Genomic DNA, 25,399 nt, shown 5'->3' with positions numbered 1-25,399 from the left:
AATATCATGCTTTTGTTAATGTAAGAGGAAACTAATAGTAAGTCTTAATTATTAGTGAATTTTTAATCTATCATTTGGAAACATTATTTGCACGCAGTTTTTTTGATAGCATGTTAGCAAAAGCATGGTTTAATAATTAGAGGATAATCAAGTCAATACAATTAAATTTCTATAAAGCAAACTTTTTAGAACATACATATTAAAACTGTACAAATAATATAAAGAACTTTATCCATAGAATTAGAATAAAATGTGGATAATTTTTTTTATGAACTTTAAAATGTGGATTATATTTTTATATTTAGAGAATTATCATACCATTTGTGTAAATAATAAAAATATATTATAATTTTATATAGTTGCAAGTGCAACTATATAAGTTGTAATTAGGTTTATGAATGTTGAGTTATTATATATAAATTCTATTTTTACAGCTAGATAAAACATGTATAAACAGAAAGGATAAAACATATGGAAAGTACGGATAAAAAAAGATGGTTAATATTATTTACTACTGTACTACTGACATTTATGTCCACACTTGATAGTAGTATAGTGAATGTAGCACTTCCTGTAATGTCGCAGAGGCTTGCAGTAAGTATGGCATCTATAGAATGGGTAGTAACGAGCTATTTAATAGTTATTGTAGGAACTATTCTTATATTTGGAAGATTAGCTGATATTAAGGGTAAAACTTCAGTTTTTAAATTGGGTATAATTATTTTCACGATTGGTTCACTTTTATGTGGATTATCTAATTCATTAGTAATGTTAGTCTTCTCGAGAATATTGCAAGCAATTGGAGCTGCAGGAACCATGTCTACAAGTCAAGGAATTATAACTCAGGTTTTTCCAAGAAACGAAAGAGGAAGGGCGCTAGGATTAAATGGAACTTTTGTAGCATTAGGTTCAATGATAGGTCCACCAGTAGGAGGAATAATTGTATCGATTTTAAGTTGGCAGTATATTTTTTTAATAAATGTGCCTATAGGAATTTTGGCATTAGCTTTAGCAATGAAGACACTTCCTAAAAATTCTAATAATTCAAATGAAAAATTAGATATAAAAGGTGCAACTTTATTTGGATCAACTATGGTACTTTTATTCAGTGCTTTAACTTTTGGCAAGGAAATTGGATATGACAATATAGGAATCATTATATCATTTGTTGTCTCTATTATATTATTTATTTCATTTATAATTGTTGAAAAAAGAATTGATGAACCATTATTGAAACTAGAGATATTTAGTAATTCATTATTTTCGCTCAGTATTTTTTGTGCATTCATTTCATTTGTGGCAATAAGTTGTTCAAATATTATATTGCCATTTTACCTACAATACGTGATGAAACTAGCTCCTTCAGTTACTGGTGTATTAATGATGGTATCACCAATAATTTTATCAGTTGTTGCTCCAATGAGTGGGTATATATCAGACAGAATAGGATCTGAAGTTTTAACATTTTTAGGACTTATTGGAACTAGCCTAGGTTTATTTTTAATATCAACTTTAAATGAATATTCTCACATAGGTGCATTAATTGCCTTTATAGCAATAATGACACTAGGAAATGGAATGTTTCAGTCACCAAATAATTCATTAGTTATGTCTACAGTAGATACAAAAAATTTAGGGATTGCTGGAAGTATAAATGCGTTAGTTAGAAATTTAGGAATGGTTTTTGGAATATCACTATCAACAACTCTTTTATACAATAGGATGAGTAGTCAAATAGGATATCATGTTACAGGATATATAGAGGGAAGAGATGATATTTTTGTATATGGGATGCAATATGTATATGTTGCTGCAGCTATAATATGTGCATTAGGAGCGGTGTTAACAGCATACAGACTATATAAGACAAAATCTAGAATTAAAGTTGAAGCTCTATAAATGAATAGAATGATATCTCTAATTCTTGTTAGTTTAAAACTTAGTATAAAATATAAATAGTATTAAGAAATAAAAACTGTAGCTGAGTAAAGAATTTAGCTACAGTTTTTATTTTTAGTTATAATATAGGTATGCATAAAATAATTAAAGGAGATAACAATGAACATAACGATAATAACAGTTGGTAAAATAAAGGAAAAGTATTTAAGGGATGCTATAGAAGAATATTCAAAAAGATTAGGAAGGTATTGCAAATTAGATATAGTTGAATTGGTGGATGAAAAAACACCAGATAATGCTTCAGAAAAAGAAGAAGAGGTAATTAAAGAGAAAGAGGGGCAAGGAATACTAAATAAAATTAAAGACAATATGTTCGTTATAGCAATGGATTTAGGTGGAAAGCAACTAACATCAGAAGAATTTGCAGGATACATAGATAACTTGGGGGTAACAGGAAATCCAAATATAGCATTTATAATAGGAGGAAGCCTAGGAATCTCAAAAAGTGTTTTAGCAAGAGCTAATTATAAATTATGCTTTTCAAAGATGACATTTCCACATCAGCTTTTTAGAGTAATGCTATTAGAGCAAATTTATAGAGGATTTAGAATAATTAAAGGTGAACCATATCATAAGTAGACATAAAAGAAAAATAAATTAAATCAATAAAAAATAGTAGTTACGTAATTCGTATCTGCTTTTTTTTATTATAGTTTATATTAATGTTAATAATAGTATTGTAAATAGCATAATTATAAGTGTTGATATAAATATAGAAACTTTAAATATATCTTAAATTAAATAAGGGGGAATAGAAATAAAGAAAAACCGTACAAGTAAAAATAATTGCTTTTATAAGATAATGGAAGGAAAAGTTATATTATCTTCAAAAGAGGAGGAGTTTTAAGCTTTAATTGTCTATTATGGAATAAAATAGATAAAATAACAGTTGAAAAGTATACCTTAGAGGTATACAATAAATGTATACGGTTTAGGTATACATTTAAGGAATATGTTTGGGAATATGGTTTTACAGATTTTATAGAATGACATTGGTGAAACCGTATAATTAAAGGGAGGTGTATTTATGTTTTTCAAAACTACAGAACAACATGAAAATTTGAGAACAAAAATAAGAGAATTTGCTGAAGAGGAAGTTAAACCTATTGCATTTATGTTGGATCAAGAAAATAAATTCCCTTCGGAAGTAGTTCAAGGGCTAGCTGAGATGGGAGTGATGGGTATTCCGTATTCAAAGGAGTATGGAGGAGCTGGCTTAGATGTGATTAGCTATGCGATAGCTGTCGAGGAATTATCAAGAGTTGATGGTGGGACAGGAGTAATCTTATCGGCACATACATCATTAGGAACATATCCAATTGCAGCTTTTGGAAATGAGGAGCAAAAACAAAAATATTTAGTACCATTAGCAAAGGGTGAAAAGCTTGGAGCATTTGGTTTGACTGAAGAAAATGCAGGTAGTGATGCCGGAGGAACAGAAACAACTGCTGTACTAGAAGGAGATTATTATATCTTAAATGGTGAGAAAATATTTATTACTAATGGTGGTGAGGCTGATATTTATATTGTTTTTGCAGTAACTACACCAAACATTGGTACACGAGGTATTAGTGCATTTATCGTTGAGAAGGGATCAGAAGGTTTTAGTTTTGGTAAGCATTATGATAAGATGGGAATTCGTTCATCAGCTACTGCAGAGCTTATTTTTAATGATGTAAAGGTGCCTAAGGAAAATTTATTAGGTAAAGAAGGCGATGGTTTCAAAATTGCTATGTCTACATTAGATGGTGGACGTATCGGTATTGCTGCCCAAGCTTTAGGAATAGCGCAAGGTGCTTATGAGAATGCCTTAGAGTATTCAAAAGAAAGAGTTCAATTTGGTAAACCTATTTGTCAGCAACAAATAATCGCTTTTAAATTAGCTGATATGGCTACGAAACTTAGAGCAGCAAGATTCCTTATTTATAGTGCAGCAGAGCTTAAAGGAAATCATGAGCACTACAGCATGGAAGCAGCAATGGCTAAACAATATGCTTCTGATGTTTGTCTTGAAATTGTCAACGATGCTCTTCAAATCTTTGGGGGAAGCGGATATCTTAAAGGTATGGAAGTTGAGCGTGCCTATAGAGATGCTAAAATCTGCACTATATATGAGGGAACTAATGAAATCCAGCGTGTTGTTATAGCCGCTAATATTATAGGAAAAATGCCAAAAACAGAGAGTGTAGCAAAAACTTCAAGGGAACCTGCAACAGGATATCGTAAGAAGGTAATTTATAAAGATGGTACACCTGAAGAAAGAGTAAATTCTCTTGTAGAAGCTCTTAAGAAGGATGGATATGATTTCTCAGTGGGAATTCCTATAGATACTCCAATAAGCAAGGCAGAGAGAGTAGTTAGTGTAGGACAAGGCATAGGAGAAAAGGAAAATATGCATCTTATAGAAAAGCTTGCAGTTCAGGCTGGTGCAGCAATAGGTTCTTCTAGACCAGTAGCTGAAACTTTAAAATATGTTCCAATTGATCGTTATGTTGGTATGTCAGGACAAAAGTTTAAAGGAAATCTTTATATTGCATGTGGTATTTCAGGTGCAGGTCAACATTTAAAGGGTATAAAGGATGCTTCTACAATTGTTGCAATTAATATAAACCCTAATGCAAAGATTTTCAAAAACGCAGATTACGGTATTGTTGGTGATTTGATGGAAATACTACCTCTACTTATTGAAGCTTTAGACAATGGTGAACAAAAGAAAGAGGCTCCACCAATGAAAAAGATGAAGAGAGTTATTCCGAAAAAAGTCACTCCAACTTGGAAACATTATGTATGTAATGGATGCGGTTATGAATATGATCCTGGAGTAGGTGATCTAGAAGGTGAAGTAAACCCAGGAACACTTTTTGAAAATTTACCTGAAGAGTGGACTTGCCCAGCTTGTGGTGAAGAAAAAGATATGTTTATAGAAGTTTAAAGCAGGTAATAAATAAATTTTTTGTTTAAAGGAGGATTAGCTATGTATTGTGTTAGAGAAGTAATTGAAGATCTTTATTGGATAGGGGGAAATGATCGTCGTCTAGCTCTTTTTGAAAATGTTCATCCTATTCCAAGAGGTGTTTCTTATAATTCTTATTTACTTTTAGATGAAAAGACAGTGCTATTTGATACTGTAGATTGGTCAATTTGCAGACAATTTCTTGAGAATATTAAGGGAGTTTTAGGAGATAGAGACTTAGATTACATGGTCATTAACCATATGGAACCTGATCATGCAGCGTGTATTGAAGAAATTGTTATCCGCTATCCTAATGTAAAGATAATATGTACTGAGAAGGCATTTTTATTTATGCATCAGTTTGGCTTCCAAATAGAAGATAAGGTAGAACAAGTCAAAGAGGGAGATACTATGTCATTTGGAAAGCATAATGTTGTATTTGTTTCTGCTCCTATGGTACATTGGCCAGAGGCTATGGTAACATATGATACTACAAATGGAGTGCTATTCTCAGCTGATGCTTTTGGTTCATTTGGTGCATTAGATGGAAAGCTATTTAACGATGAAGTAAATTTTGATCGTGATTGGATTGATGATGCTAGAAGGTATTACACAAATATTGTAGGTAAATATGGACCTCATGTTCAGGCTCTTTTAAAAAAGGCAGGCACTATAGATATTAAGATTATCTGTCCGTTACATGGACCAGTATGGCGTAATGATTTTGGATATTTACTTGATAAGTACGATAAATGGAGTAGTTATACACCTGAGGAAAAGGGCGTGATGATTGTTTATGGAACAATGTATGGTAATACAGAGGCAGCAGCAAATGAGTTAGCAACAAGATTGGTTAAAAAGGGGATTACCAATGTAGTTATGTATGATGTTTCCAAAACTCATGTTTCATATCTGATTTCTGAAACATTTAAATATAGTCACGTTGTGTTAGCATCAGTTACTTATAATTTAAAGATTTATCCACCAATGCTTGATTATATAATGGATATGAAGGCATTAAACCTTCAAAAACGTACTTTTGCTATTATTGAAAATGGATCATGGGCGCCTCAATCAGGTAAATTAATGCGTGAATTATTAGAAGAAATGAAAGATATGACTATTTTGGATAATGAAATTTCAATTAATTCTAGCATGAAAGAAAGCGATGAGGATTTAATGGAATCTATTGCTGATAGCATTATTGAATCAATGAAATAATACAGAAAAGATATGAATTTTAATCAACTCGTAAATTATAATAACGAGTTGATTAAAATTATAATAAAGATAATAGCATCTAAGATTAGCTTGAAGGTTCATAATGTTGAGACATATTATTAAAAAATCAATTACATAGGATAAAGAAGTTAATTCATAATATGTATTTCAATAAAAAAATGAATCTGAATGTGTTATTATCCAGATTCATTATAGATATTAAAAATATAGTTTCTTATTTGCTATATTTAATGGGTTCTTATATGTTTAATCCTATTCTTCTGTTTTCGATAATCTCCTCTAACTCATCAGCAGCTTTAATTACATCTTCTTGAACAATAAGCTTACCGCCTGTTATATTAACTAAATCTTCTTTTAAAACTTTAGTGACAACTTCACTTCCATCTATAAAAGGAGATATTGCAACATGTAGTGGTAGACCTAATGATAGTCCAAATGCAGCATCGGCTAATGCTTGCTCTTCAAGCCATTGTGGTGCTGATAATACAAGTGGAAGTTGAGGTATATCTATACCCAAGTTTTCAGCAAGTTCAGTTGCTACCATTTCCAATCTTCCAATAGCTAGACATGGACCAAAGTTTAATACTGGTGGAATGCCTAGTGATTTACACACATCTCTTAGATTATCACCTGCAAGATCAGCTGCTCCAGGAGACATAAGACCAACATTTTCAAGGCCCCCAGAAGAACATCCGGCTGAAAGAACTAAAATATCTCTCTTTATTAATTCTTTAGTTAGCTCAACAGTAAATACATCATGTCCTTTAGCTGTTAAGTTGGAGCAGCCTACAACACCAGCTATCCCTTTGATTTTTCCTTTTGCTATTAAGTCAATAAGACCGTTCCAATTTCCACCTAGGAACTCTTTTAAAGATCCTTCACTAACACCAGTTACAACATCATCATGTCCATGATCTTTAGGAATGTCTATTGTGACGTTATTTCTTCTGTTCTTATAACTTTCTAATGCTTCGCAAATGATCTTTTCACTAATTTCTTCAGCGTTTCTCATATCAAAATTTATATATTCAGCATTTTTCTTCTTAGCAACATCATCTATACAGATAGTTTTTACATTAAATTTCTCAGCTACAGGTTCAAGTCCTGGTATTGTACAGTTAAATTCTGAGACAATTAAATCTATAGCACCAGTTGCGAGTACGGCTTCACTTGTATAATTATTTCCAGCATGTCCTGAAAAAACTTCAGTATAATGCTCTCCTCTTAACTGTAGATCTTGGCCTACGCATGTACAGCCAACTAATCTAAAGCCCTTTGCACCTAATTCTATTGCTCTTTTTGTGACATTATCATCAATTAATTTATCTTGAAGATGTGCAATATCAGAATGTTGATGACCTGTAATCATTATGTTGATATAATCCTCATCTATTACTCTAAAGCCAACTTTAGCTTGTCTGATTTTTGGAGCACCTAGCATAATATCATTTAAAAGGTTAGTTAACACTAGACCATATATTCCAGTAGCAATTCCAAGTTGAAGTGAATTAAGCAGCATATCTACAGGATCACTATTTAGATTTGTTGAAGTTTTTACTAGAGCATCAAAAACTTCAGATTTTGCACCGCCAGGTAAAATATTTAATTCCTTCCACTTGTGATATCTTGGAGCATAAGCTAATTTCTCTACCAATTCCATTTTTTCAAATCTTGGTTTATATAAATCCCTAAGAACTTCATCAGCTACTTTAATTGCTTTGGCATTTATATCTGATTCAACAATATCAAATATTTCAGCAAGCTTATCCAATGTTTCAGGGCTTTTTATTTTCAAATTACCTTTTCCTTCACCAATGTCTTTAAGGTTTCTTGCTGTAGTTTCCACTACGTGAAGGTAACATGCGGAACCTGCTGCTATCGCTCTTAAAAAGTTTCTTGATACGATAGTATCAGCATCCGCACCACATACACCTTTAGGTGATTTAGGTGTTATCTTACATGGACCATTCGAGCAGAGTTTGCAACAGACTCCTTCTTTTCCGAATTTACATTTTGCCTTTTGTGTTTCAACTCTGTTGAATGATGTTTCTAGATCTTCTTTTGATGATAAAAATTCACATAATTTACAATCTGCTGATGTGCACATTGACATATTGATCATCTCCTTTAATTTTATATTTAATATTTAACCAAAAGTATACTAAAGAGGTATAGTTTTAAACAAATATAAAAGGCTTTCGCCTCTTATATTTACATGTATAAAGTTACCATGGATCATTCTTTAGTTTATCAAAGTTAACCTTTTCTAGTTCATTTATCATTGTATTTTGAATATTGTATAAAGCCTTGTGTATAGAACAGTGACCAGCTTTATTTGCACTACAAGCCTTGCCATCGTAAACACATCTGGTCACAATAATTGGACCTTGTATAGCTTCAACCACATCTTTTAAGGTTATATCTTTAGGCTCCCTAGTTATAGCATAACCACCATTAACACCTCTATAAGACTTTAATATTCCTGCTTGAGTTAACTTTCTAGTTAGTTTTAATAAAAATCTAAGAGGAATATTTCCTTTTTCAGATAGAGATTTTGCATCAAGTTTGTTATCTAAACCTTCTTTGGATAGCATAAGTATTATTCTAAATGCGTAATCAGATTCTTGATTAATATTCATAAAATTTACTCCTTAAAGTATACCTGTTTGGTATAATTTATCATAGTACAATTTTTTATAATTGTCAATGTTTAGGTTATGGAGATATCGCAATTAAATAGAATAAATAATAATATACATTAAATAAAATTCATGAGTGTCTTTTAACATAATGATTATAAAGGGAATATTATATAAATAAAGCAATTTATTTGAGGTGAGTGTTTATGTTTGGATCTTTTATAACAATGCTTACTGGAATCCGTATACTGAAAAATATGAATAAAAGTTTACTGGGAATTATTAAATATGAAAAGCCAATAGATAAAGGAATAGAGATTGCTGGTTATGATTATGATTCAGTACAAGATATATTTTATAGTAATATGAATGCATGGCAAAGAAATATGGGATATAGTAGATTGTATGATGAAGCATCAGCACCTTTTGGAATGATAGTAGATTGTGAACCAATCTACTTTGAATATAATAATAGAATATGGTTAATCGAATTATGGAAAGGTCAATACGATTTGAATACTGGATGTGAAGTTGGTGTGTATACAGCCGAAAAACCTATATTAAACTTACCAGAAGTATATAAGTATATGTTTTATAATTGCGCTAGCGATGAAGATAGATTAACAATCTCTCTTTCGCTAAAAAAGAATGGAAAAACACTTTTCGCGTTAGATGATAAGCATTGGTGGTTAGCAGGCTTTAAACTTGGTGAATATTCAGAGCCTTCTGAACTAGTGATGTATTTAAATATTACTTTAAAGGATGAAGAAATGTGTAGTTCCTTTATAGAAGCAATAAAAAAGATAGGATATGAAGAAAATAAAGAGTTTATTGTAAATGGAAATACTGTAGGTTTAACATTTGATAAACCTCATACTCCTCAACCTATTACAAGGACAGAGCAGACTGATAAGATCATACAAATGAAAAATAAACTGTTATGCGATAAATATAATGATATTACTAGAATATATAGTAATTTAACAGATAAAATAAATGCAATTCAGAAAGAGGCACCAGAAATCTATTCAGAGATAGTAGATAAAGCAGTATTGAGAAAATATTTGAGAAGCATGAAAAATACTGAAACTGAGTAACGTAATATTAGGAAGGCAGAATGTATATCCTGCCTTTACGTTTATATTGAGTCATAGCAGTTATAACTGCCATTGGCTCTTTTTTTCTCAGCATTTTTACTTATATAAGAACCTTCTATAACTTTATTATATCCTTTTTTGGATACAATAGATTTAATATAATCTAGATGAGGACATCTATCATAATGATAATTATCATTTGTCATACAAGATGATAAATGTATCACAACATCTTCTTTATTTATGTTATTTTTTAACTTAAGCTTTTTCGAGAGATGTTCTAATTTAGTAGCAATACTTTTTCCACAACATCCTCCACAGGTGAAGGAAATATATCTGGTTGATTCGTTGTAATTTTTAAAAACGTCATCTCTGTTGTAAAAGGCATTTGTACAGGCAAATCCACTACAACGGTTATGAGCAATGTCGCACTGGATAATAACTACATATTTTTCATCCATTAAATTTTATCCCCCTTTTTAAATAAATCATTAGTAACTGTATACATAAGTTGTATATAGAACAATTATATAATTAATTATATCTCAATAAAAGCATATATAAGGTATTAAATATAATTTAGTATAAGTAACAAAATAAAAGCATTATAGATTAGTAAAAAAAGTTAAAAGAATTTATAAAAAAAGGATATGCAGCGCTAAATTATCTACTACAGATCCTTTTTATAAATAAATAATATTAATTTATGCGAATAATGCTACAAATACTAAAGTTAAAGTACTTACAAGTTTTATAAGTACATGGAGTGATGGTCCAGCAGTATCTTTAAATGGATCACCAACTGTATCACCGACGACACTAGCTCTATGGGCTTCAGAATTTTTACCACCATGTTCACCTAATTCTATAAGCTTCTTAGCATTGTCCCATGCACCACCACCATTATTTAAGAAGAGAGCCATTATAACACCAGAAATGGTTGTTATCATTAGGAATCCAGCAGCAGCTTCTTTTCCTAGAAGAACTCCAACGATTATAGGGGCAGAAATTACTATGATTCCAGGAAGAACCATCTCCTTTAGAGCACCTTTTGTAACTATATCAACACAGCGAGCATAATCAGGTTTTGATGTTCCTTCCATTATTCCTGGTATTTCTTTGAATTGTTGCCTAACTTCAAGTATTACATATTGAGCAGCCTTACCAACAGCTCTAATAGCCGTAGAGCTAAATAGAAATACTATCATAGCGCCTATAAAGCCACCTATAAATACTTCGGGTTTACCTATATCAACTGAAAACCATGAATCTAAAGGTTTTCCAAGAAGTTTTTTAACTTCATCTAGGTATGCGGAGAATAATAGAAAAGTAGCAAGTGCAGCTGAACCTACGGCGTACCCCTTTGTTAATGCTTTTGTAGTATTACCGCATGCGTCTAATCTATCAGTTATATTTCTAATTTCTTCGGGAGCTCCGGACATTTCTGTAATTCCACCGGCATTATCAGTAATTGGACCAAATGTATCCATGGCAAGAATATATGTGCAGGTTGAAAGCATTCCCATGGTTGCAATTGCTGTACCATACAAACCTGCATTTGCAACATTAGGCAATGCCATTTCGCTTAATCTATAAGATATAAATATACAAATAGATATGCAAACAACAGGAAGTGCAGTTGATTCCATACCAACTGATAATCCAGTTATTATATTAGTTCCAGCTCCAGTTTTAGAAGCAGTAGCTATCTCTTTAACAGGTTTATGGGTTATTGAAGTATAATAATCAGTTAAAACTACAAATACATAGCTAAGCAGTATTCCAGCAACTGCACATCCATATAGATAGATATAGTTTACTTGCCCACCAGTTGTAAGTGAACCACTTAACATATCTTTAACTACGAAAAATAATATTACTAAATTAATTATGGAAGTTATAACAAATCCACCTTTTAAAGCTTTCATAGGATCATCATTATCATTCTTAACTTTAACAGCAAAGATACCTATTATTGAAGCGATGATACCAAGGGCACGAGCGACAAGCGGAAATAGTATTCCTTTCCATCCAAATATAGGGTAAAGTCCAACGCCTAGAATCATAGCACCTATATTCTCAGCGGCTGTAGATTCGAATAAGTCCGCACCTCTACCAGCACAATCACCTACATTATCACCAACAAGATCAGCAATGACAGCAGGATTTCTAGGGTCATCTTCAGGAATACCAGCTTCAACCTTTCCGACGAGATCAGCACCAACATCGGCAGCCTTTGTATATATACCTCCACCAAGTTGAGCAAATAACGCGACGAAGGAAGCACCAAACCCAAATCCAACTATAAGAGAGGGGGCTTCTTTAATTAAAGTATCGTTTCCAGAAATGCCTCCATAGATAAGAAATAGGGACGCTACACCTAAAAGAGATAGGGAAGTAACGGCTAGTCCAGTAACAGCACCACCTTTAAGCGCTATTTGAAGAGCATTGTTTAACCCTTTTTTTGCGCCAGCAGCAGCTCTTACATTAGAATTAACAGCCATATACATACCAATATAGCCAGATAAAGCGGAGCAGAATGCGCCTGTTATAAAAGCTATACCTGTATGTAAAGATATAGATATGGCAGAGCTTGGACCTTTTGATGCATTGCCGAAATAGTTAGAAAGTATGATTAAAAATAAAGCAACAATGGATAAAACAAAGATGGTTTTATATTGTCTTTTAATGAATGCCATAGCACCTTCCTTAATGTAAGTTGATATTTCTTGCATTTGGCTAGTGCCTTTGTCTTGAGAAAATGTATACCTGACCAAATAAATGATTGCTATAAGTGAAATAATTATAACACTATAAATAAGCATAAAATATGGTACCATTTAAAACATCCCCTTTATTTTTTATATAAATTTGTTATACATATATATTATACAACAAAATATTCAGAAAATTCAAAAATTTTCAACTTTTTCTATAATATATATTATGCTTAAGCAAAATAAAATAAGCAAAGTAAATATATACTTATAGAAAGTTTGGAGAAACCTCTAAAATATATATTACCTTGCCTAGTAGTTAGTAATAAAATCATAGTATTTTAATTCATAGTATTATCTATCATTGTTAAGTGTAATGAATTTTAAGTTTAGAACTTAGGATTTATTTCATCCCTTTGAATTCTTCGTAAATCTTTTAGTCTTAGATGAGTTTTTTCTCTAATTGCACTCCAATGCTCTCCATCAATCATCATTTTTTTTGCCTCATTCTTTAGAGATTCTTTTTCTTCGTAGCTCATAAATTATAACCTCCTTTTATTTCACTTATACAAATTTAGTTTATCATTAATAGAATTATCTATTCGTCGTTTATAAAATTAAATATAATATGAAATTCAATTGAATTTTACATTATGGTATTTATGGAATGTTGAAGCCTACTATTGCTATCATTACAAACTAGTGTAATAATTTACCTATAATGTATATTAATTAAATGAATGTATAAGTCAAGGAGAATAATTTATAATGTTGAAAATAGAAAATTTATATAAAAAACAAACTAATAGTTTCATAAACGATATAAATCTTATGGTTGAAAAGGGAAGTTTGGTAAGCATTGAAGCAGATAGAGAGTTTAGTAATACATTAATAGATCTTATATTAGATAAAGAAGTAATTGGTAGTGGTGAAATATATATAGATCAAATAAAACATAGCGATTATATTCATAAAAACAAAGGAAATATTGGTGTTATATTTAGAGATGAAGGTTTTTATGACAGATTTACAGTAGAAGAATATATGAGATATTACACAGAAATAATTGACTCAAAGGTTAATTACAGAGAAATAATGTTAAAGTTCTCATTGCTAGAGATTGCAGATAAAAGGATAAAAACTTTAAGTTATACTAGAAGGAAAATGCTTAGTTTTGCCCGGGAAATACTAAAGGAACCTAAACTTTTGATATTTCAGGATCCAATATTTGATATGGATAAAAATGCAACAGGAATAATCCTTAAAAATATTGAAGAGTTATGTAACAAAGGTACAGCAGTATTAAGTATATCTGCATCTTTTAAGGAAGCAATGTTAATTGGGGGAAAAGTTTATGTTCTTGATGAGAATGGACTAAGAGAAGCTGAAGATAAGAAAGAGGAAGCTATTACATCAGAAAGCAAAGAAAAATTAGAGTTTATGCACAAAATCGAAAAGATTCCAGCGAAGATTGAAGAAAGAATATTGTTATTTGATCCGTTTGAGATAGATTATGCAGAAAGTGAATCAGGAGTAAGTAGTTTAAATGTAAGAGGAGAGAAGTTTCAGTGTATGATGTCATTAACTGAGCTAGAGGAAAGGCTAAGGTGTTTTGGATTTTTTAGATGCCACAGATCTTATATTGTAAATCTTCAAAAGGTTAAAGAGGTAGTGACATGGACAAGAAATAGTTATAGTTTAATTTTAGGTGACGTGGATAAAAGTTCCATTCCACTTTCTAAAGGAAAGCTTACAGAATTAAAGGAAATATTGAATATATAGATGGTTAATTAGATGTAATATAGTATCCATTCAATAGAATTTAAGGATATAAAAGATGCTGTATTGATCCGCTCATAGTATAAATTGATTCACTTAATACTGTTCTTACTCCTTTGATGGTAATTTTATGGTCAATTTACTCCGAGTATATGATAATTACATTGTTCAGATGATTAATCAATATATAAAGGGGAGGAAAAGCACTTTTGGAAAATGTAATTTCTATGAAAAGAGTAAGAAAAGAATTTAATAAGAATGTAGCACTACAAAATCTAAGTTTTAGTGTTAAGAAAGGAGAAATTTTTGGATTTTTAGGTCCGAGTGGAGCAGGAAAGACTACGGCAATAAAGATTTTAACATCACAATTAATACCTACAAGTGGAGAAGTGTTAGTTCTTGATAAGAAGTTATATGTTGAAAAATTTAATGAATTTAGAGATATAGGAATACTTTCTGATAATAATGGATTATATGAAAGACTTACTGTTAAAGACAACCTTATGCTTTTTGCAGAGATTAATAAAGTGAATGAAAAAGATATAGATTATGTATTAGAATGCATGAATATGATGAAATACAAAAACATAGTTATAAGAAAGTTATCAAAAGGAATGAAACAGAGAGTAATGCTTATGCAAGCAGTGCTTCATAGGCCTAAATTACTGTTTTTAGATGAACCCACTTCGTCATTAGATCCAGGAACAGTTCTAGAAATTCATAAATTTCTTAGGAAAATAAATCACGAAGGAGCTACTATATTTTTAACTACACATAATATGGAGGAAGCTGATAAGCTTTGTGATAGAGTTGCATTTATAAATCAAGGAGAGATTGTTGAAATAGGGAGACCAGAAGAATTAAAATTAAAGTATGCGAATGATGAAATAAAGATTAAATTAAAAGATGAAGATAAATTAATTACTATAAAGAACAATAAAGAAGGTGCAGAGAATATTCAATCTTGGATGAAGAATGGACGAGTACTATCAATACATTCGTCGGAACCAAGTTTAGAAGAAATATTTTTGCATTTAACAGGGAGGGAATTATAATGACTTTTTCAATAAGAAGGGTGAGTGCATTAACTAAAAAAGAAGTTAAGAACTTATCAAAAAATATAAATGTTTTGGTTTTATGTACAATTCCTTTAATATTCTGTTTTGTATATTCAAACGCTTTTAGTGATTCACAGGAGATAAAAATGGCTGTTTTTAATCACTTGTTAAATATAAATTTTACAATGATATCAGGTACTTTAATAGCAATGTTGATAGCTGAGGAAAAGGAAAAAAACACATTAAGAACATTAATGTTGGCGGGAGTTTCACCATTAGAATTTTTAAGTGGAAAAGCCATTATAGCATTTTTAATTTCAATTGTAACAAATATATTAATGTTTTTTATTATTGGAATGGAAATATCATGCTTAGGACAATTTATTCTAATAACAACCTTAGCAACTGTATCTATGATAGAATTTGGAGCAGCAATAGGACTTATAGCAGAAAATCAAATGAGTACAGGAACTATAGGAACGCCACTCTTTTTGCTCATTTCGCTAATACCATCCTTCTCAAGATATAATAATATCTTTCAAGAGATAGCTAAACTTTTACCAAGTTATAATATGGATGTATTACTAAATAGAATTTTCTATAATGAGGCTATAAATATAAACTTTGCCTATAACATTTCAGTAATTTTAATATGGATAATAATTGGAACTGGAATTTTTGCTTATGTATATGGAAAGAAAAAATTAGATTAAAGGAATACATAATTTATAGAAATGAGGAGAAGTAAAGAAATGAAAAGAATAAACATGAAAATAATAACATCAATTTTTGCAATACTAACAATTCTGTTGACACCCTGTAGTGCTTTTGCTAATGATAATGGAGTGTTAAGTGAACCAACCAAAGGTTTTATTTGGGAGGCTACTAATGGAGATAATTCAATTTATCTTGTTGGAACAATGCATCCAGCACCAAAAGATATAAATTTCTTTAATAATAATATAAATGAAATCATTAAAAATACAGATGGACTTGCAACAGAGGTTGATTTAACCGATAAGGAAAACATAAAAGAGCTACAAGATTACATGCTTAATAATATATATTTAAATAATGGTGAAATAAGAGATTTTCTAACAGGAGATGAAGAAAAAATACTTTATAATATTCTCATTGATCATAAACTAACATATGATGATGTTAAAAAGTTAAATTCTAATGGATTAATACTTGCTTTGAACAATCAAGGTTGTACTTTAAATGGTTTTACAGGTCCTATGTTTGATCTATTACTACAACAAAAATATAAAGAATTAAACAAAGAAGTTGTTAGTCTTGAAAGTATAAAAGAACAAATGGATGCTGCAAGCTGTAACATGGATAGTTTGAAAAATTATATAGATAAATATAATAGAAATAGCTTAGAAGAAGAGAAGAAGTATGAAAATGAACTTTTTAATGGCTATAAAAACGGAGATTATAGCGTTGGGGAGAGCGCTATAAAGATGCAACAAGAAAATAAAGAAACTTACAAAAAGATACTTGTAGATAGAAATGTAAAGATGGCGGACAAAATTGAAGACTTATCTAAAAGTAATAAAAAATATATGGTTGCAGTCGGATATCTTCATTATTTTGGGGAAGATAGCTTACTTAAACTTCTAGAGAAAAAGGGATATACAATAAAACCTATTAATTAAGGTACACTAAAAAAATAACAAGTCTATCTCGAGATAGACTTGTTATTTTCTTTCGTATACCTTAAATTATTTACTCACCAAGATATGCACTCTTAATACTTTCATCATTAAGAAGAACTTGCGCATCACCGGATTTTACTATATTACCAGTTTCAAGAACATAAGCTCTATGTGCAATGGCAAGGGCCATATTTGCATTTTGTTCAACTAAAAGTATAGTTGTTCCTGATTTATTAATTTCAACAATTGTATCAAAAATATCTTTAACCACAAGAGGCGCAAGTCCCATTGAAGGCTCATCTAATATAAGCATTTCAGGTCTGTTCATAAGAGCTCTTCCGATTGCAAGCATTTGCTGTTCACCACCAGAAAGAGTACCAGCTTGTTGCTTTATTCTTTCTTTAAGTCTTGGAAACTTAGCAAATACCATTTCCATGTCTTTTTTGATTTCTGTTTTATCGTTTCTTAAATAAGCACCTAATTCTAGATTTTCTAAGACCGATAGCTGAGGAAAAACTCTTCTTCCTTCTGGTACATGGGAAAGACCTAGAGAAACTATTTTATTAGCTGCAACCTTGTTTAATTCAGAGCCCTTAAAAGTCACCGTACCAGATTTTATTGGTTCAAGGCCTGATATAGCTCTAAGAGTAGAAGTTTTGCCAGCACCGTTAGCGCCTATTAATGTCACTATTTCACCCTGTTTTACTTCAAGGGAAATGTCCCTTAGTGCATGAATTACACCATAATATAGATTAATATTTTCTACCTTTAGCATTTTTAAGCCCCCTCTCCTAGATAAGCTTCAATTACCTTAGGATTATTTTTTATTTCTTCTGGAGTGCCTTCAGCAATCTTTTTTCCGTAATCAAGGACTGCTATTTTATCACAGATTCCCATAACAAGTTTCATATCATGCTCAATTAAAAGAATTGATATATTAAACTTATCTTTAATCCAATCTATAAGCTTGGTAAGTTCTACAGTTTCCTGAGGATTCATACCAGCAGCAGGTTCATCTAATAATAGAAGAGATGGCTTTGCAGCTAAGGCTCTTACTATCTCAAGTTTTCTTTGTTCGCCATAAGGGAGATTGCTAGCTAACTCATCTTTTTTTCCATCGAGAGAAAAGACTTTTAATAGTTCAATACTTTTATCTATAATTTCAGCTTCTGTTTTCCTAAATTTAGGAGTTCTAAAGATGGAATCAAATATAGAATAATTTATTCTATAGTTAAAACTTACTTTAACATTATCAAGAACAGAAAGATGAGAAAATAGACGTATATTTTGAAAAGTTCTGGCTATTTTCTTTTGTGTAATATTATAGGGTTTAAGACCCTGAATCTTTTCTCCAAGATAAGATATAGTACCTTCAGTTGGAGTATAAACACCAGTTAACATGTTAAATACAGTAGTCTTACCAGCGCCATTAGGTCCAATAAGCCCGACAATTTCTTTTTCATTTATTGTTAGATTAAAATCTGACACTGCCTTTAATCCACCGAATACAATTGATAAATTTTGAACTTCTAGCATTGAATTAAGCCTCCTCTCTATCATCTGATTTTTTCCTTGGTATTAATTTACCAAAGATTTTAAGAGAAATTTCTTTATCTCCGAATAATCCTTCAGGTCTGAATATCATAAGTAGTATTAAAGCTAATGGATATATAACCATTCTGAAATCGCCCATACTTCTCAAAAGCTCTGGTAAGAAAGTCAGCATTATAGCTGAAATAATTGATCCAGACAAAGATCCCATACCACCAAATACAACAAAAGTTAGATAGTCAATTGATTTGTTAAAATCGAAAAGATCTGGTTTTATATATCCAGAATAGTGAGCATAAAGTCCACCAGCAAGCCCTGCAAAAAAGGCAGCTATAACAAATGCCATCATTTTGTATTTTAATGCATTGATTCCCATAGATTCAGCGGCTATTTCATTTTCACGAATAGAAAGCATTGCTCTACCCTGGGACGAGTTAATTATATTTTTTATTATGACTATACTAGCTATCATGAATATGAAAGCAACTGTAAAAGTTGTTTTTGTTGGGATGCCGGTAAGTCCACGTGCGCCACCAACTGTATCAATATTCATAATTACTATTTGGATAATTTGGCAAAAGGCTAAGGTTGTTATTGCAAAATAGTCACCTGTAAGCTTCAGTGTAGGATATCCAACTAATGCCGCTAATATACATGCAACCACAGCACCAATAAGTATTGAAGCAACAAACGGCATATGCGCTTTTTGTGTTATTATAGCTGATACATATGCACCTATGGACATAAATCCAGCATGTCCTAAACATAATTGACCAGTAAATCCAACAATTAAATTTAGGGATACGGCTAAAATAACATTTATTAAAGCGAAAGTAATGATTCCTTTGTAATATGAATTAATAACCTTTGCACTTATTAAGCCAAATAGTACTCCATATGTTATTAAAACTCCAACAATTATACAAATATTTTTTTTATTAAATAAATTCTTCATAATTAACACCTACACTTTCACATTGGTCTTTTTACCTAATAGACCAGAAGGCTTAATTAAAAGTATTATAATTAAAATCGCAAATACTATTGCATCTGAGAAGTTAGTTGAAATATAAGCTTTAGCAAAAGTTTCAAGTAATCCTATAGCAATTCCACCAACAAGGGCTCCAGGTATACTTCCAATTCCACCAAGTACTGCAGCAACAAAAGCTTTAAGTCCAGGCATAGCTCCCATATAAGGAGTGATACTAGGGTAAGATATTGCAACTAAAACTCCAGCTATACCAGCTAAGGCTGAACCTATTGCAAAAGTAAGGGAAATAGTATTATTAACATTTATCCCCATAAGAGAAGCTGCTTCCATATCTTGAGAAGAGGCTCTCATGGCTTTTCCAACTTTAGTTTTATAAACAATAAATTGTAGTAAAACAACTAGAAAAGCAGAAACTCCAAACATTAATATTGTCTTTATATCAATTTGAATAGTTCCTATATTAATACTCCCAGCATTAATTAAATCCGGAAATGGTTTTGGATTAGATCCAACTAATAATCTCATAGCATTCTGTAGGAATAAAGAAACACCAATAGCTGTAATAAGCAAAGCAATTCTTGGAGAATTTCTTAAAGGCTTATAAGCAATTTTCTCTATAATTATTCCAGATAATGCTGAAACTGCCATAGCAACTAATAATGTTGGAATTAATGGCAATTTTAATGTTGAAGCACAATAGAAGCCTGAAAAGGCTCCTATCATATAAATCTCACCATGAGCAAAATTTATTAACTGTATTATTCCATATACCATTGTATATCCTAATGCTAGGAGGGCATATACGCTACCTAACGCTAAACCGTTAATGATTTGTTGTAAAAATTCCATTGTATATTCCTCCCTTTTTTAATGATTAAGGATTAACTTTATCAGCTAAAACTTTTTTATCTCCATCAACTTTAATAATAGCAGCACTCTTTATAGCGCTTCTATCACTACCAAATTTGATGTTTCCAGTAACACTGTTCATTTCCATTGAAGCCAAAGCATCTTTAATAGCAGCACCGTCTGTCTTTCCAGCCTTTTCTATTGCTTTAACTAATATTTTAGATGTGTCATATGAAAGAGCAGCGAAAGAATCTGGTTCTTTGTTATATTCCTTTTTATATGATTCAACAAATTTCTTTACATTTTCATCTGAGTCTCCAGAGTAGTAGTGATTGATATATAATGCACCATCTACAGCTTTTCCACCAATTTTAGCTAATTCTTCTGACTCCCATCCGTCTCCACCAAGGAATTGAGAAGTTATTCCCATATCTCTAGCTTGTTTAGCAATAAGGCCAACAACATTATAGTAATCAGGTAATACGATTATATCTGGATTTAAGCTCTTAATTTTTGTTAATTGAGCCTTAAAGTCAGTATCTTTATCATTATAAGTTAAGAATTCACCAACTTGTCCACCAGCACTTTCAAATTTTGATTTAAAGCTATCGGCTATTCCTTTTGAATAATCTGATCCAGAGTTATATAAAACTGCAGCTGTTTTCTTTCCTAATTTTTCACTAGCATATTTTGCAAGAACCTCTCCTTGGAATGAATCTACAAAACAGCCTCTAAACATATAATCTCCACCAACTTTAGTTATTGTTGGTTCTGTAGCTGTTGGAGTAATCATTGGAATTTGTTTTGATGTAGCATTTGGTGCTACTGCAAGTGTTGCACCTGATGTAACAGGTCCTAAAATTGCGCTTACCTTTTCATCATCAACAAGTTTATTGAAAGCTTGCATTGATGAGTTTGGATCAGCTTGATCATCTTCAAAAACAAATTTAATTTTTTTTCCATTGATTCCGCCTGCATCGTTAACTTCTTTTTCTAATAATTGAGCACCTTCTTTTACTGAAACTCCATAAGTAGATGCAGCACCAGATAATGGTCCAATAGCACCGATTTTGATGGTATCTCCGTTATTTCCACCTCCAGCTGAATTCCCGCTACAACCAGCAAGAAGAGTAATAGCCATAGCAGAGGCTAAGATTCCTGATAGTAAACTTTTTTTCATATATTTATCCCCCTTTTAACTTTAAAAAATAATATTAAAATAATAATTAATTTTATGATACTTTGATAAAATGCTATAAAGTTATCGTATATATTGTTGATATAATAACATATAGGAGTAATTATTACAAGATTGATATTTAATATTTTATATAAAAAATAATAAAATAATTATAAAAACGTTATCATGATTTATAAATTAATCAAAAATAATGTTATGTTGAGTAAAGTTATAGGTTTAAAAAGTGTGAGTGTTTTCAAAAATATTCTCGATTTAAGGATGATTCTAATTTTTGAATAATAGCAGAGTAAGATTGTGATTTATAAATAATATTAAATAAGTAAGAAGGTTGATTTATTGATATATATAGACAGTTATTGTTGAAAAGAATAATATTAATACTTAGATTATATTTAAAGTGAAGATGGTGAATTGGTTGAATAAAAAAATAATAAAATTAAATTGCAATAATTATAAAAAGTATTTTTACTATATTAAGTATCCTGTATTTGAAGAAGATTTATGTAAGTTAGAGATGAAATGTCTTTTTGGTAAAACACCAAGTGAGAAGTATTTGTTTTCAGATTTTTATATTAGTGCATCAAGGAGTCCGTTTATAAAAGAAATGATTTCAGTAGTATATGAAGAAGATTCTTTAGAACAAATAATAGACAACATCATAAAAGATAAGCTAGCTTATGACGAGTTTAAGGTCTGTTACTTAAGAACAGAATATAGTGATATAGATTATGAAGAACGTCTTAGAAGTCTTAGCCAGATAGGATTTGTAATAACAGGAGAGCCTGAAATTCACAATCCTAAAGTTATACTTGGAGTTACACGAATTTGTGGAAAATGGATATTTGGAATGTACGAGAAAAACGATTATAAGTGGCATATTCATGATAATAAGCCGCATTCATATTCAAATTCTTTAAGCGTTAGGGTAGCTAGAGCACTAGTTAATATAGCAGTTAAAAACAATCTAGAATACAAATTAATAGACCCATGTTGTGGAGTAGGAACAGTTATTCTTGAAGCGCTTTCAATGGGAATTGATGTTGTAGGATGTGAGATTAATAAAAGTATCGCAGAAAATGCCAAGAAGAACTTGGAGTTTTACGGATATGAGAATGTAGTGACTAACGGAGATATGAATGAGATTGAAGAGAAATATGATACTGCTATCATAGATTTACCATATGGACTGTTTACTCCAACTACCATAGAAGAACAAACATCTCTAATTAGAAGTGCACGCAGAATAAGTACTAGATTAGTCATAGTTACATTTGAAGAGATGGATGATTGTATTATTGATGCGGGTTTTAAAATAGTTGATAAATCATATGTATGCAAAGGTAAGTTTAAGAGATATATAAATATTTGTGAGTAGAAAGTTATAAATTTAATATGAAGAAAATTTTAGATTGATTTCTGAAAATATTCTTATTTTGAAGGTATTTTTAGAAGCCTAGTCTATGTATTTTAGCCATTAATTCTTATTTATTAACAAATTCCGGATTATTGTTTCATCATAATACTATATTCTTATATTTTAAATTAGCTAATTAAGTTAAGCATTATTGTATGGATACATTTGCGTTTGTATCCATACATATTTTATTATATGAGTAACTTAGAAAAAAGGGGGATTTATGTATTATGGAAAGAGGGACAATAAATAGAAATCTTGCTCAAATGTTAAAAGGTGGAGTTATTATGGATGTAACTAATAAAGATGAAGCTATAATAGCAGAGAAAGCTGGGGCATGTGCGGTAATGGCGCTTGAAAGAGTTCCTTCCGACATAAGAAAGGAAGGTGGAGTAGCTAGAATGTCGGATCCTAAAATGATAAGGGAAATACAAGAGGCGGTCTCAATTCCTGTCATGGCTAAAGTTAGAATAGGACATTTTGTAGAAGCACAAATTTTGGAAGCATTAAATATTGACTTTATAGATGAAAGTGAGGTGCTTACACCAGCAGATGATAAATACCATATAAATAAAGAAGATTTTAGTGTCCCGTTTGTATGTGGTGCAACTAATATTGGTGAGGCATTAAGAAGAATAGGTGAAGGCGCATCGATGATAAGAACCAAGGGAGAAGCAGGAACTGGAGATGTAGTAAATGCTGTTACCCATATGAGAACAATGAATGATCAAATTAAAGAGATACAAAAAGCATCAAAAGAAGAACTTATGACTATAGTAAAAAATTATGGAGCACCATATGAATTAGTTAAATATGTGTGGGAAAATGGTAAGCTTCCAGTAGTTAATTTTGCAGCAGGTGGAATTGCAACACCAGCAGATGCTGCACTTATGATGCAATTAGGCAGTGAAGGTGTATTTGTAGGATCGGGTATATTTAAATCTGATAATCCAGAAAAAAGAGCTAGAGCAATAGTTCTTGCAACCACATATTATAATAATCCTGAAAAATTAGCAGAAGTTTCAGAAGATTTAGGTGGTGCTATGAGTGGTATAAATTCAACTGAAGTAGCTACAAAGTATGCTGAAAGAGGATGGTAAAATGAAGGTTGGGGTTTTATCATTTCAAGGTGGGGTTATTGAACATTTAAATCAAATAAAGGCATTAGGACATACTGGTGTTGAAGTGAAAAAGGAAAAAGATTTAGATGATATTGATGCCATAATACTTCCAGGTGGAGAAAGTACTACTATTGGCAAACTTCTTAAGATAACAGGATTAATAAAATCATTAAAAGAAAAAATAGAAAGTGGACTCCCTACATGGGGAACATGTGCAGGTATGATACTACTAGCAAATGAAGTAGAGGGTCAAGAAGAAAAATATCTTCAACTTATGGATATAAAAGTGAAAAGAAATGCATTTGGAACTCAAATAGATAGTTTTAAGACTCATAAAGTAATAGAAAAAATATCAAAGGATGAGATGGAACTCGTCTTTATTAGAGCTCCATACATAACAGAGGTAAAAGATAATGTAAGAATATTATGTAAGGTAGACGACAAGATAGTGGCTGCTAGACAGGATAATATTATAGTTACATCCTTTCATCCAGAATTAACAAATGATTTGACCTTTCTAAATTATTTTCTAAAGAGTAAATGGATGAAATAATATTAAATATAAATAAAATATTAAGGCTGATAGGAAATTGCTAAACAGTATACTTTAGAAAATAATTTCTATGTATACTGTTTGGCAGTTTCTATTTACATTAATTAAACTAATTTATTGAGGTTGGGGGAAGAAAATCTAATAAAAGCATAAGTAAACTTATGTAGCATAAAATTATATATAATTATATGAATGTGGTGTTAAATGTAGGACCATATACCTATTTACTAAGTAAGAAATAGGTAACTATGCCTAGTGTATCAATAGTAGAAAGTAGAAGGAAGATGGAGGCTAGTGGAGGTTTTAAAGTTTAAATTATATAAACAATGATTTTTGTTGGAATGGCTAAGGGGCTATGTGTTAAGATAAAACACGTCGCTAAGAGACATAAACAAAACAACTTAAAAGGAAAAAGATTTTCTAGGAAAGTTGTTGACAATGTCGAATGGTGATGATATGATAAAATCCTCGCTAAGAGATGCAAAATTAATAACTTAAAGCTAATAGAACTACTGAAAAATGAGTTCAAAAAGTTTTTTTTAAAAAGTTGTTGACAAGCTTCGAAAGCGGTGATATACTGAGTAAGCTGTCAGAAACGACAGATAACAACAAAA

General features: G+C 31.0%; 22 protein-coding genes. 12 read left to right on the top strand and 10 right to left on the bottom strand.

Features of this window, described 5'->3' with window-relative positions; translation table 11 throughout:
- Window positions 1-471 precede the first annotated feature (471 nt).
- From L3B96_RS25945 to L3B96_RS25930, 4 genes are all read left to right on the top strand, one after another.
- Window positions 472-1,899, top strand: a complete 1,428-nt coding sequence (locus L3B96_RS25945) for an MFS transporter (protein WP_065417455.1) — start codon at window positions 472-474, stop codon at window positions 1,897-1,899.
- A 159-nt stretch (window positions 1,900-2,058) separates the two neighbouring features.
- Window positions 2,059-2,538, top strand: coding sequence for a 23S rRNA (pseudouridine(1915)-N(3))-methyltransferase RlmH (rlmH, locus tag L3B96_RS25940; protein WP_012061206.1), 480 nt, complete (start codon window positions 2,059-2,061; stop codon window positions 2,536-2,538).
- Window positions 2,539-2,986: 448 nt separating this feature from the next.
- Window positions 2,987-4,891 (top strand): acyl-CoA dehydrogenase family protein, encoded by a 1,905-nt coding sequence (locus tag L3B96_RS25935; protein ID WP_238901185.1) that lies wholly within the window; start codon window positions 2,987-2,989, stop codon window positions 4,889-4,891.
- Between the two features lie 42 nt (window positions 4,892-4,933).
- A complete protein-coding gene (locus L3B96_RS25930) occupies window positions 4,934-6,133 on the top strand; it encodes an FprA family A-type flavoprotein (RefSeq protein WP_238948959.1) in 1,200 nt (399 codons plus the stop codon).
- Between the two features lie 259 nt (window positions 6,134-6,392).
- Here L3B96_RS25930 and cooS read toward each other — a convergent pair whose 3' ends face one another.
- Together cooS and L3B96_RS25920 are read right to left on the bottom strand one after the other, a co-directional pair.
- Window positions 6,393-8,267, bottom strand: coding sequence for an anaerobic carbon-monoxide dehydrogenase catalytic subunit (gene cooS, locus L3B96_RS25925; RefSeq protein ID WP_238901186.1), 1,875 nt, complete (start codon window positions 8,265-8,267; stop codon window positions 6,393-6,395).
- 112 nt (window positions 8,268-8,379) lie between these two features.
- Window positions 8,380-8,793, bottom strand: a complete 414-nt coding sequence (locus L3B96_RS25920) for an Rrf2 family transcriptional regulator (protein ID WP_012061202.1) — start codon at window positions 8,791-8,793, stop codon at window positions 8,380-8,382.
- 206 nt (window positions 8,794-8,999) lie between these two features.
- Here L3B96_RS25920 and L3B96_RS25915 point away from each other — a divergent pair, with 206 nt between their 5' ends.
- A complete protein-coding gene (locus L3B96_RS25915; protein ID WP_238948958.1) occupies window positions 9,000-9,890 on the top strand; it encodes a DUF4474 domain-containing protein in 891 nt (296 codons plus the stop codon).
- Window positions 9,891-9,931: 41 nt separating this feature from the next.
- On the opposite strand, the gene L3B96_RS25910 is transcribed toward L3B96_RS25915, so the two are convergent.
- From L3B96_RS25910 to L3B96_RS25900, 3 genes are all read right to left on the bottom strand, one after another.
- Window positions 9,932-10,351 (bottom strand): CGGC domain-containing protein, encoded by a 420-nt coding sequence (locus L3B96_RS25910; RefSeq protein ID WP_023976232.1) that lies wholly within the window; start codon window positions 10,349-10,351, stop codon window positions 9,932-9,934.
- A gap of 243 nt (window positions 10,352-10,594) precedes the next feature.
- A complete protein-coding gene (locus tag L3B96_RS25905) occupies window positions 10,595-12,730 on the bottom strand; it encodes a sodium-translocating pyrophosphatase (protein WP_017209936.1) in 2,136 nt (711 codons plus the stop codon).
- Between the two features lie 266 nt (window positions 12,731-12,996).
- Entirely contained in the window at window positions 12,997-13,146 is a 150-nt protein-coding gene (locus tag L3B96_RS25900; RefSeq protein WP_012061198.1) for a hypothetical protein, read from the bottom strand.
- A 229-nt stretch (window positions 13,147-13,375) separates the two neighbouring features.
- Here L3B96_RS25900 and L3B96_RS25895 point away from each other — a divergent pair, with 229 nt between their 5' ends.
- From L3B96_RS25895 to L3B96_RS25880, 4 genes are all read left to right on the top strand, one after another.
- Window positions 13,376-14,389, top strand: coding sequence for a LytTR family transcriptional regulator DNA-binding domain-containing protein (locus L3B96_RS25895; protein WP_238901188.1), 1,014 nt, complete (start codon window positions 13,376-13,378; stop codon window positions 14,387-14,389).
- A gap of 206 nt (window positions 14,390-14,595) precedes the next feature.
- Window positions 14,596-15,441: an ABC transporter ATP-binding protein gene (locus L3B96_RS25890; RefSeq protein ID WP_238901189.1), complete on the top strand. Its 846-nt coding sequence runs from the start codon at window positions 14,596-14,598 to the stop codon at window positions 15,439-15,441.
- Complete coding sequence (locus L3B96_RS25885) at window positions 15,441-16,157, top strand: ABC transporter permease (RefSeq protein WP_238901190.1); 717 nt, start codon at window positions 15,441-15,443, stop codon at window positions 16,155-16,157. Before L3B96_RS25890 ends, L3B96_RS25885 begins: the two co-directional genes overlap by 1 nt.
- A gap of 39 nt (window positions 16,158-16,196) precedes the next feature.
- On the top strand, window positions 16,197-17,105 hold the full coding sequence (locus tag L3B96_RS25880; RefSeq protein ID WP_238948957.1) for a TraB/GumN family protein: 909 nt from the start codon (window positions 16,197-16,199) through the stop codon (window positions 17,103-17,105).
- A gap of 70 nt (window positions 17,106-17,175) precedes the next feature.
- Here L3B96_RS25880 and L3B96_RS25875 read toward each other — a convergent pair whose 3' ends face one another.
- Genes L3B96_RS25875 through L3B96_RS25855 form a run of 5 tightly spaced genes read right to left on the bottom strand, consistent with a single transcriptional unit; the run spans window position 17,176 to window position 21,676 of the window.
- A complete protein-coding gene (locus tag L3B96_RS25875) occupies window positions 17,176-17,880 on the bottom strand; it encodes an ABC transporter ATP-binding protein (protein ID WP_238901192.1) in 705 nt (234 codons plus the stop codon).
- Between the two features lie 2 nt (window positions 17,881-17,882).
- On the bottom strand, window positions 17,883-18,641 hold the full coding sequence (locus L3B96_RS25870) for an ABC transporter ATP-binding protein (RefSeq protein ID WP_012061194.1): 759 nt from the start codon (window positions 18,639-18,641) through the stop codon (window positions 17,883-17,885).
- Between the two features lie 4 nt (window positions 18,642-18,645).
- Window positions 18,646-19,611 (bottom strand): branched-chain amino acid ABC transporter permease, encoded by a 966-nt coding sequence (locus L3B96_RS25865; RefSeq protein WP_012061193.1) that lies wholly within the window; start codon window positions 19,609-19,611, stop codon window positions 18,646-18,648.
- Between the two features lie 9 nt (window positions 19,612-19,620).
- Window positions 19,621-20,496 carry a branched-chain amino acid ABC transporter permease gene (locus L3B96_RS25860; protein ID WP_012061192.1) on the bottom strand — a complete coding sequence of 292 codons (876 nt, stop codon included), beginning with the start codon at window positions 20,494-20,496 and terminating at the stop codon, window positions 19,621-19,623.
- A gap of 25 nt (window positions 20,497-20,521) precedes the next feature.
- The gene (locus L3B96_RS25855; RefSeq protein WP_023976226.1) at window positions 20,522-21,676 is read right to left on the bottom strand and encodes an ABC transporter substrate-binding protein; all 1,155 of its coding nucleotides are present in this window, start codon (window positions 21,674-21,676) and stop codon (window positions 20,522-20,524) included.
- Between the two features lie 436 nt (window positions 21,677-22,112).
- Here L3B96_RS25855 and L3B96_RS25850 point away from each other — a divergent pair, with 436 nt between their 5' ends.
- The 3 genes from L3B96_RS25850 to pdxT all read left to right on the top strand — a co-directional run bounded on the left by L3B96_RS25850 (window position 22,113) and on the right by pdxT (window position 24,785).
- On the top strand, window positions 22,113-23,072 hold the full coding sequence (locus tag L3B96_RS25850) for an RsmD family RNA methyltransferase (protein ID WP_238948956.1): 960 nt from the start codon (window positions 22,113-22,115) through the stop codon (window positions 23,070-23,072).
- 269 nt (window positions 23,073-23,341) lie between these two features.
- A complete protein-coding gene (pdxS, locus tag L3B96_RS25845) occupies window positions 23,342-24,211 on the top strand; it encodes a pyridoxal 5'-phosphate synthase lyase subunit PdxS (protein ID WP_275297391.1) in 870 nt (289 codons plus the stop codon).
- Window position 24,212: 1 nt separating this feature from the next.
- Complete coding sequence (gene pdxT, locus L3B96_RS25840; protein ID WP_041900735.1) at window positions 24,213-24,785, top strand: pyridoxal 5'-phosphate synthase glutaminase subunit PdxT; 573 nt, start codon at window positions 24,213-24,215, stop codon at window positions 24,783-24,785.
- The last annotated feature ends 614 nt before the right edge of the window (window positions 24,786-25,399 follow it).

It is taken from the genome of Clostridium sp. YIM B02569, from assembly GCF_022320765.1.
GTDB classification, from domain to species: Bacteria; Bacillota; Clostridia; order Clostridiales; family Clostridiaceae; genus Clostridium; species Clostridium beijerinckii.
Note: the sequence above shows the minus strand (reverse complement) of the source record. Positions and strands in the feature narration are given on the sequence as shown.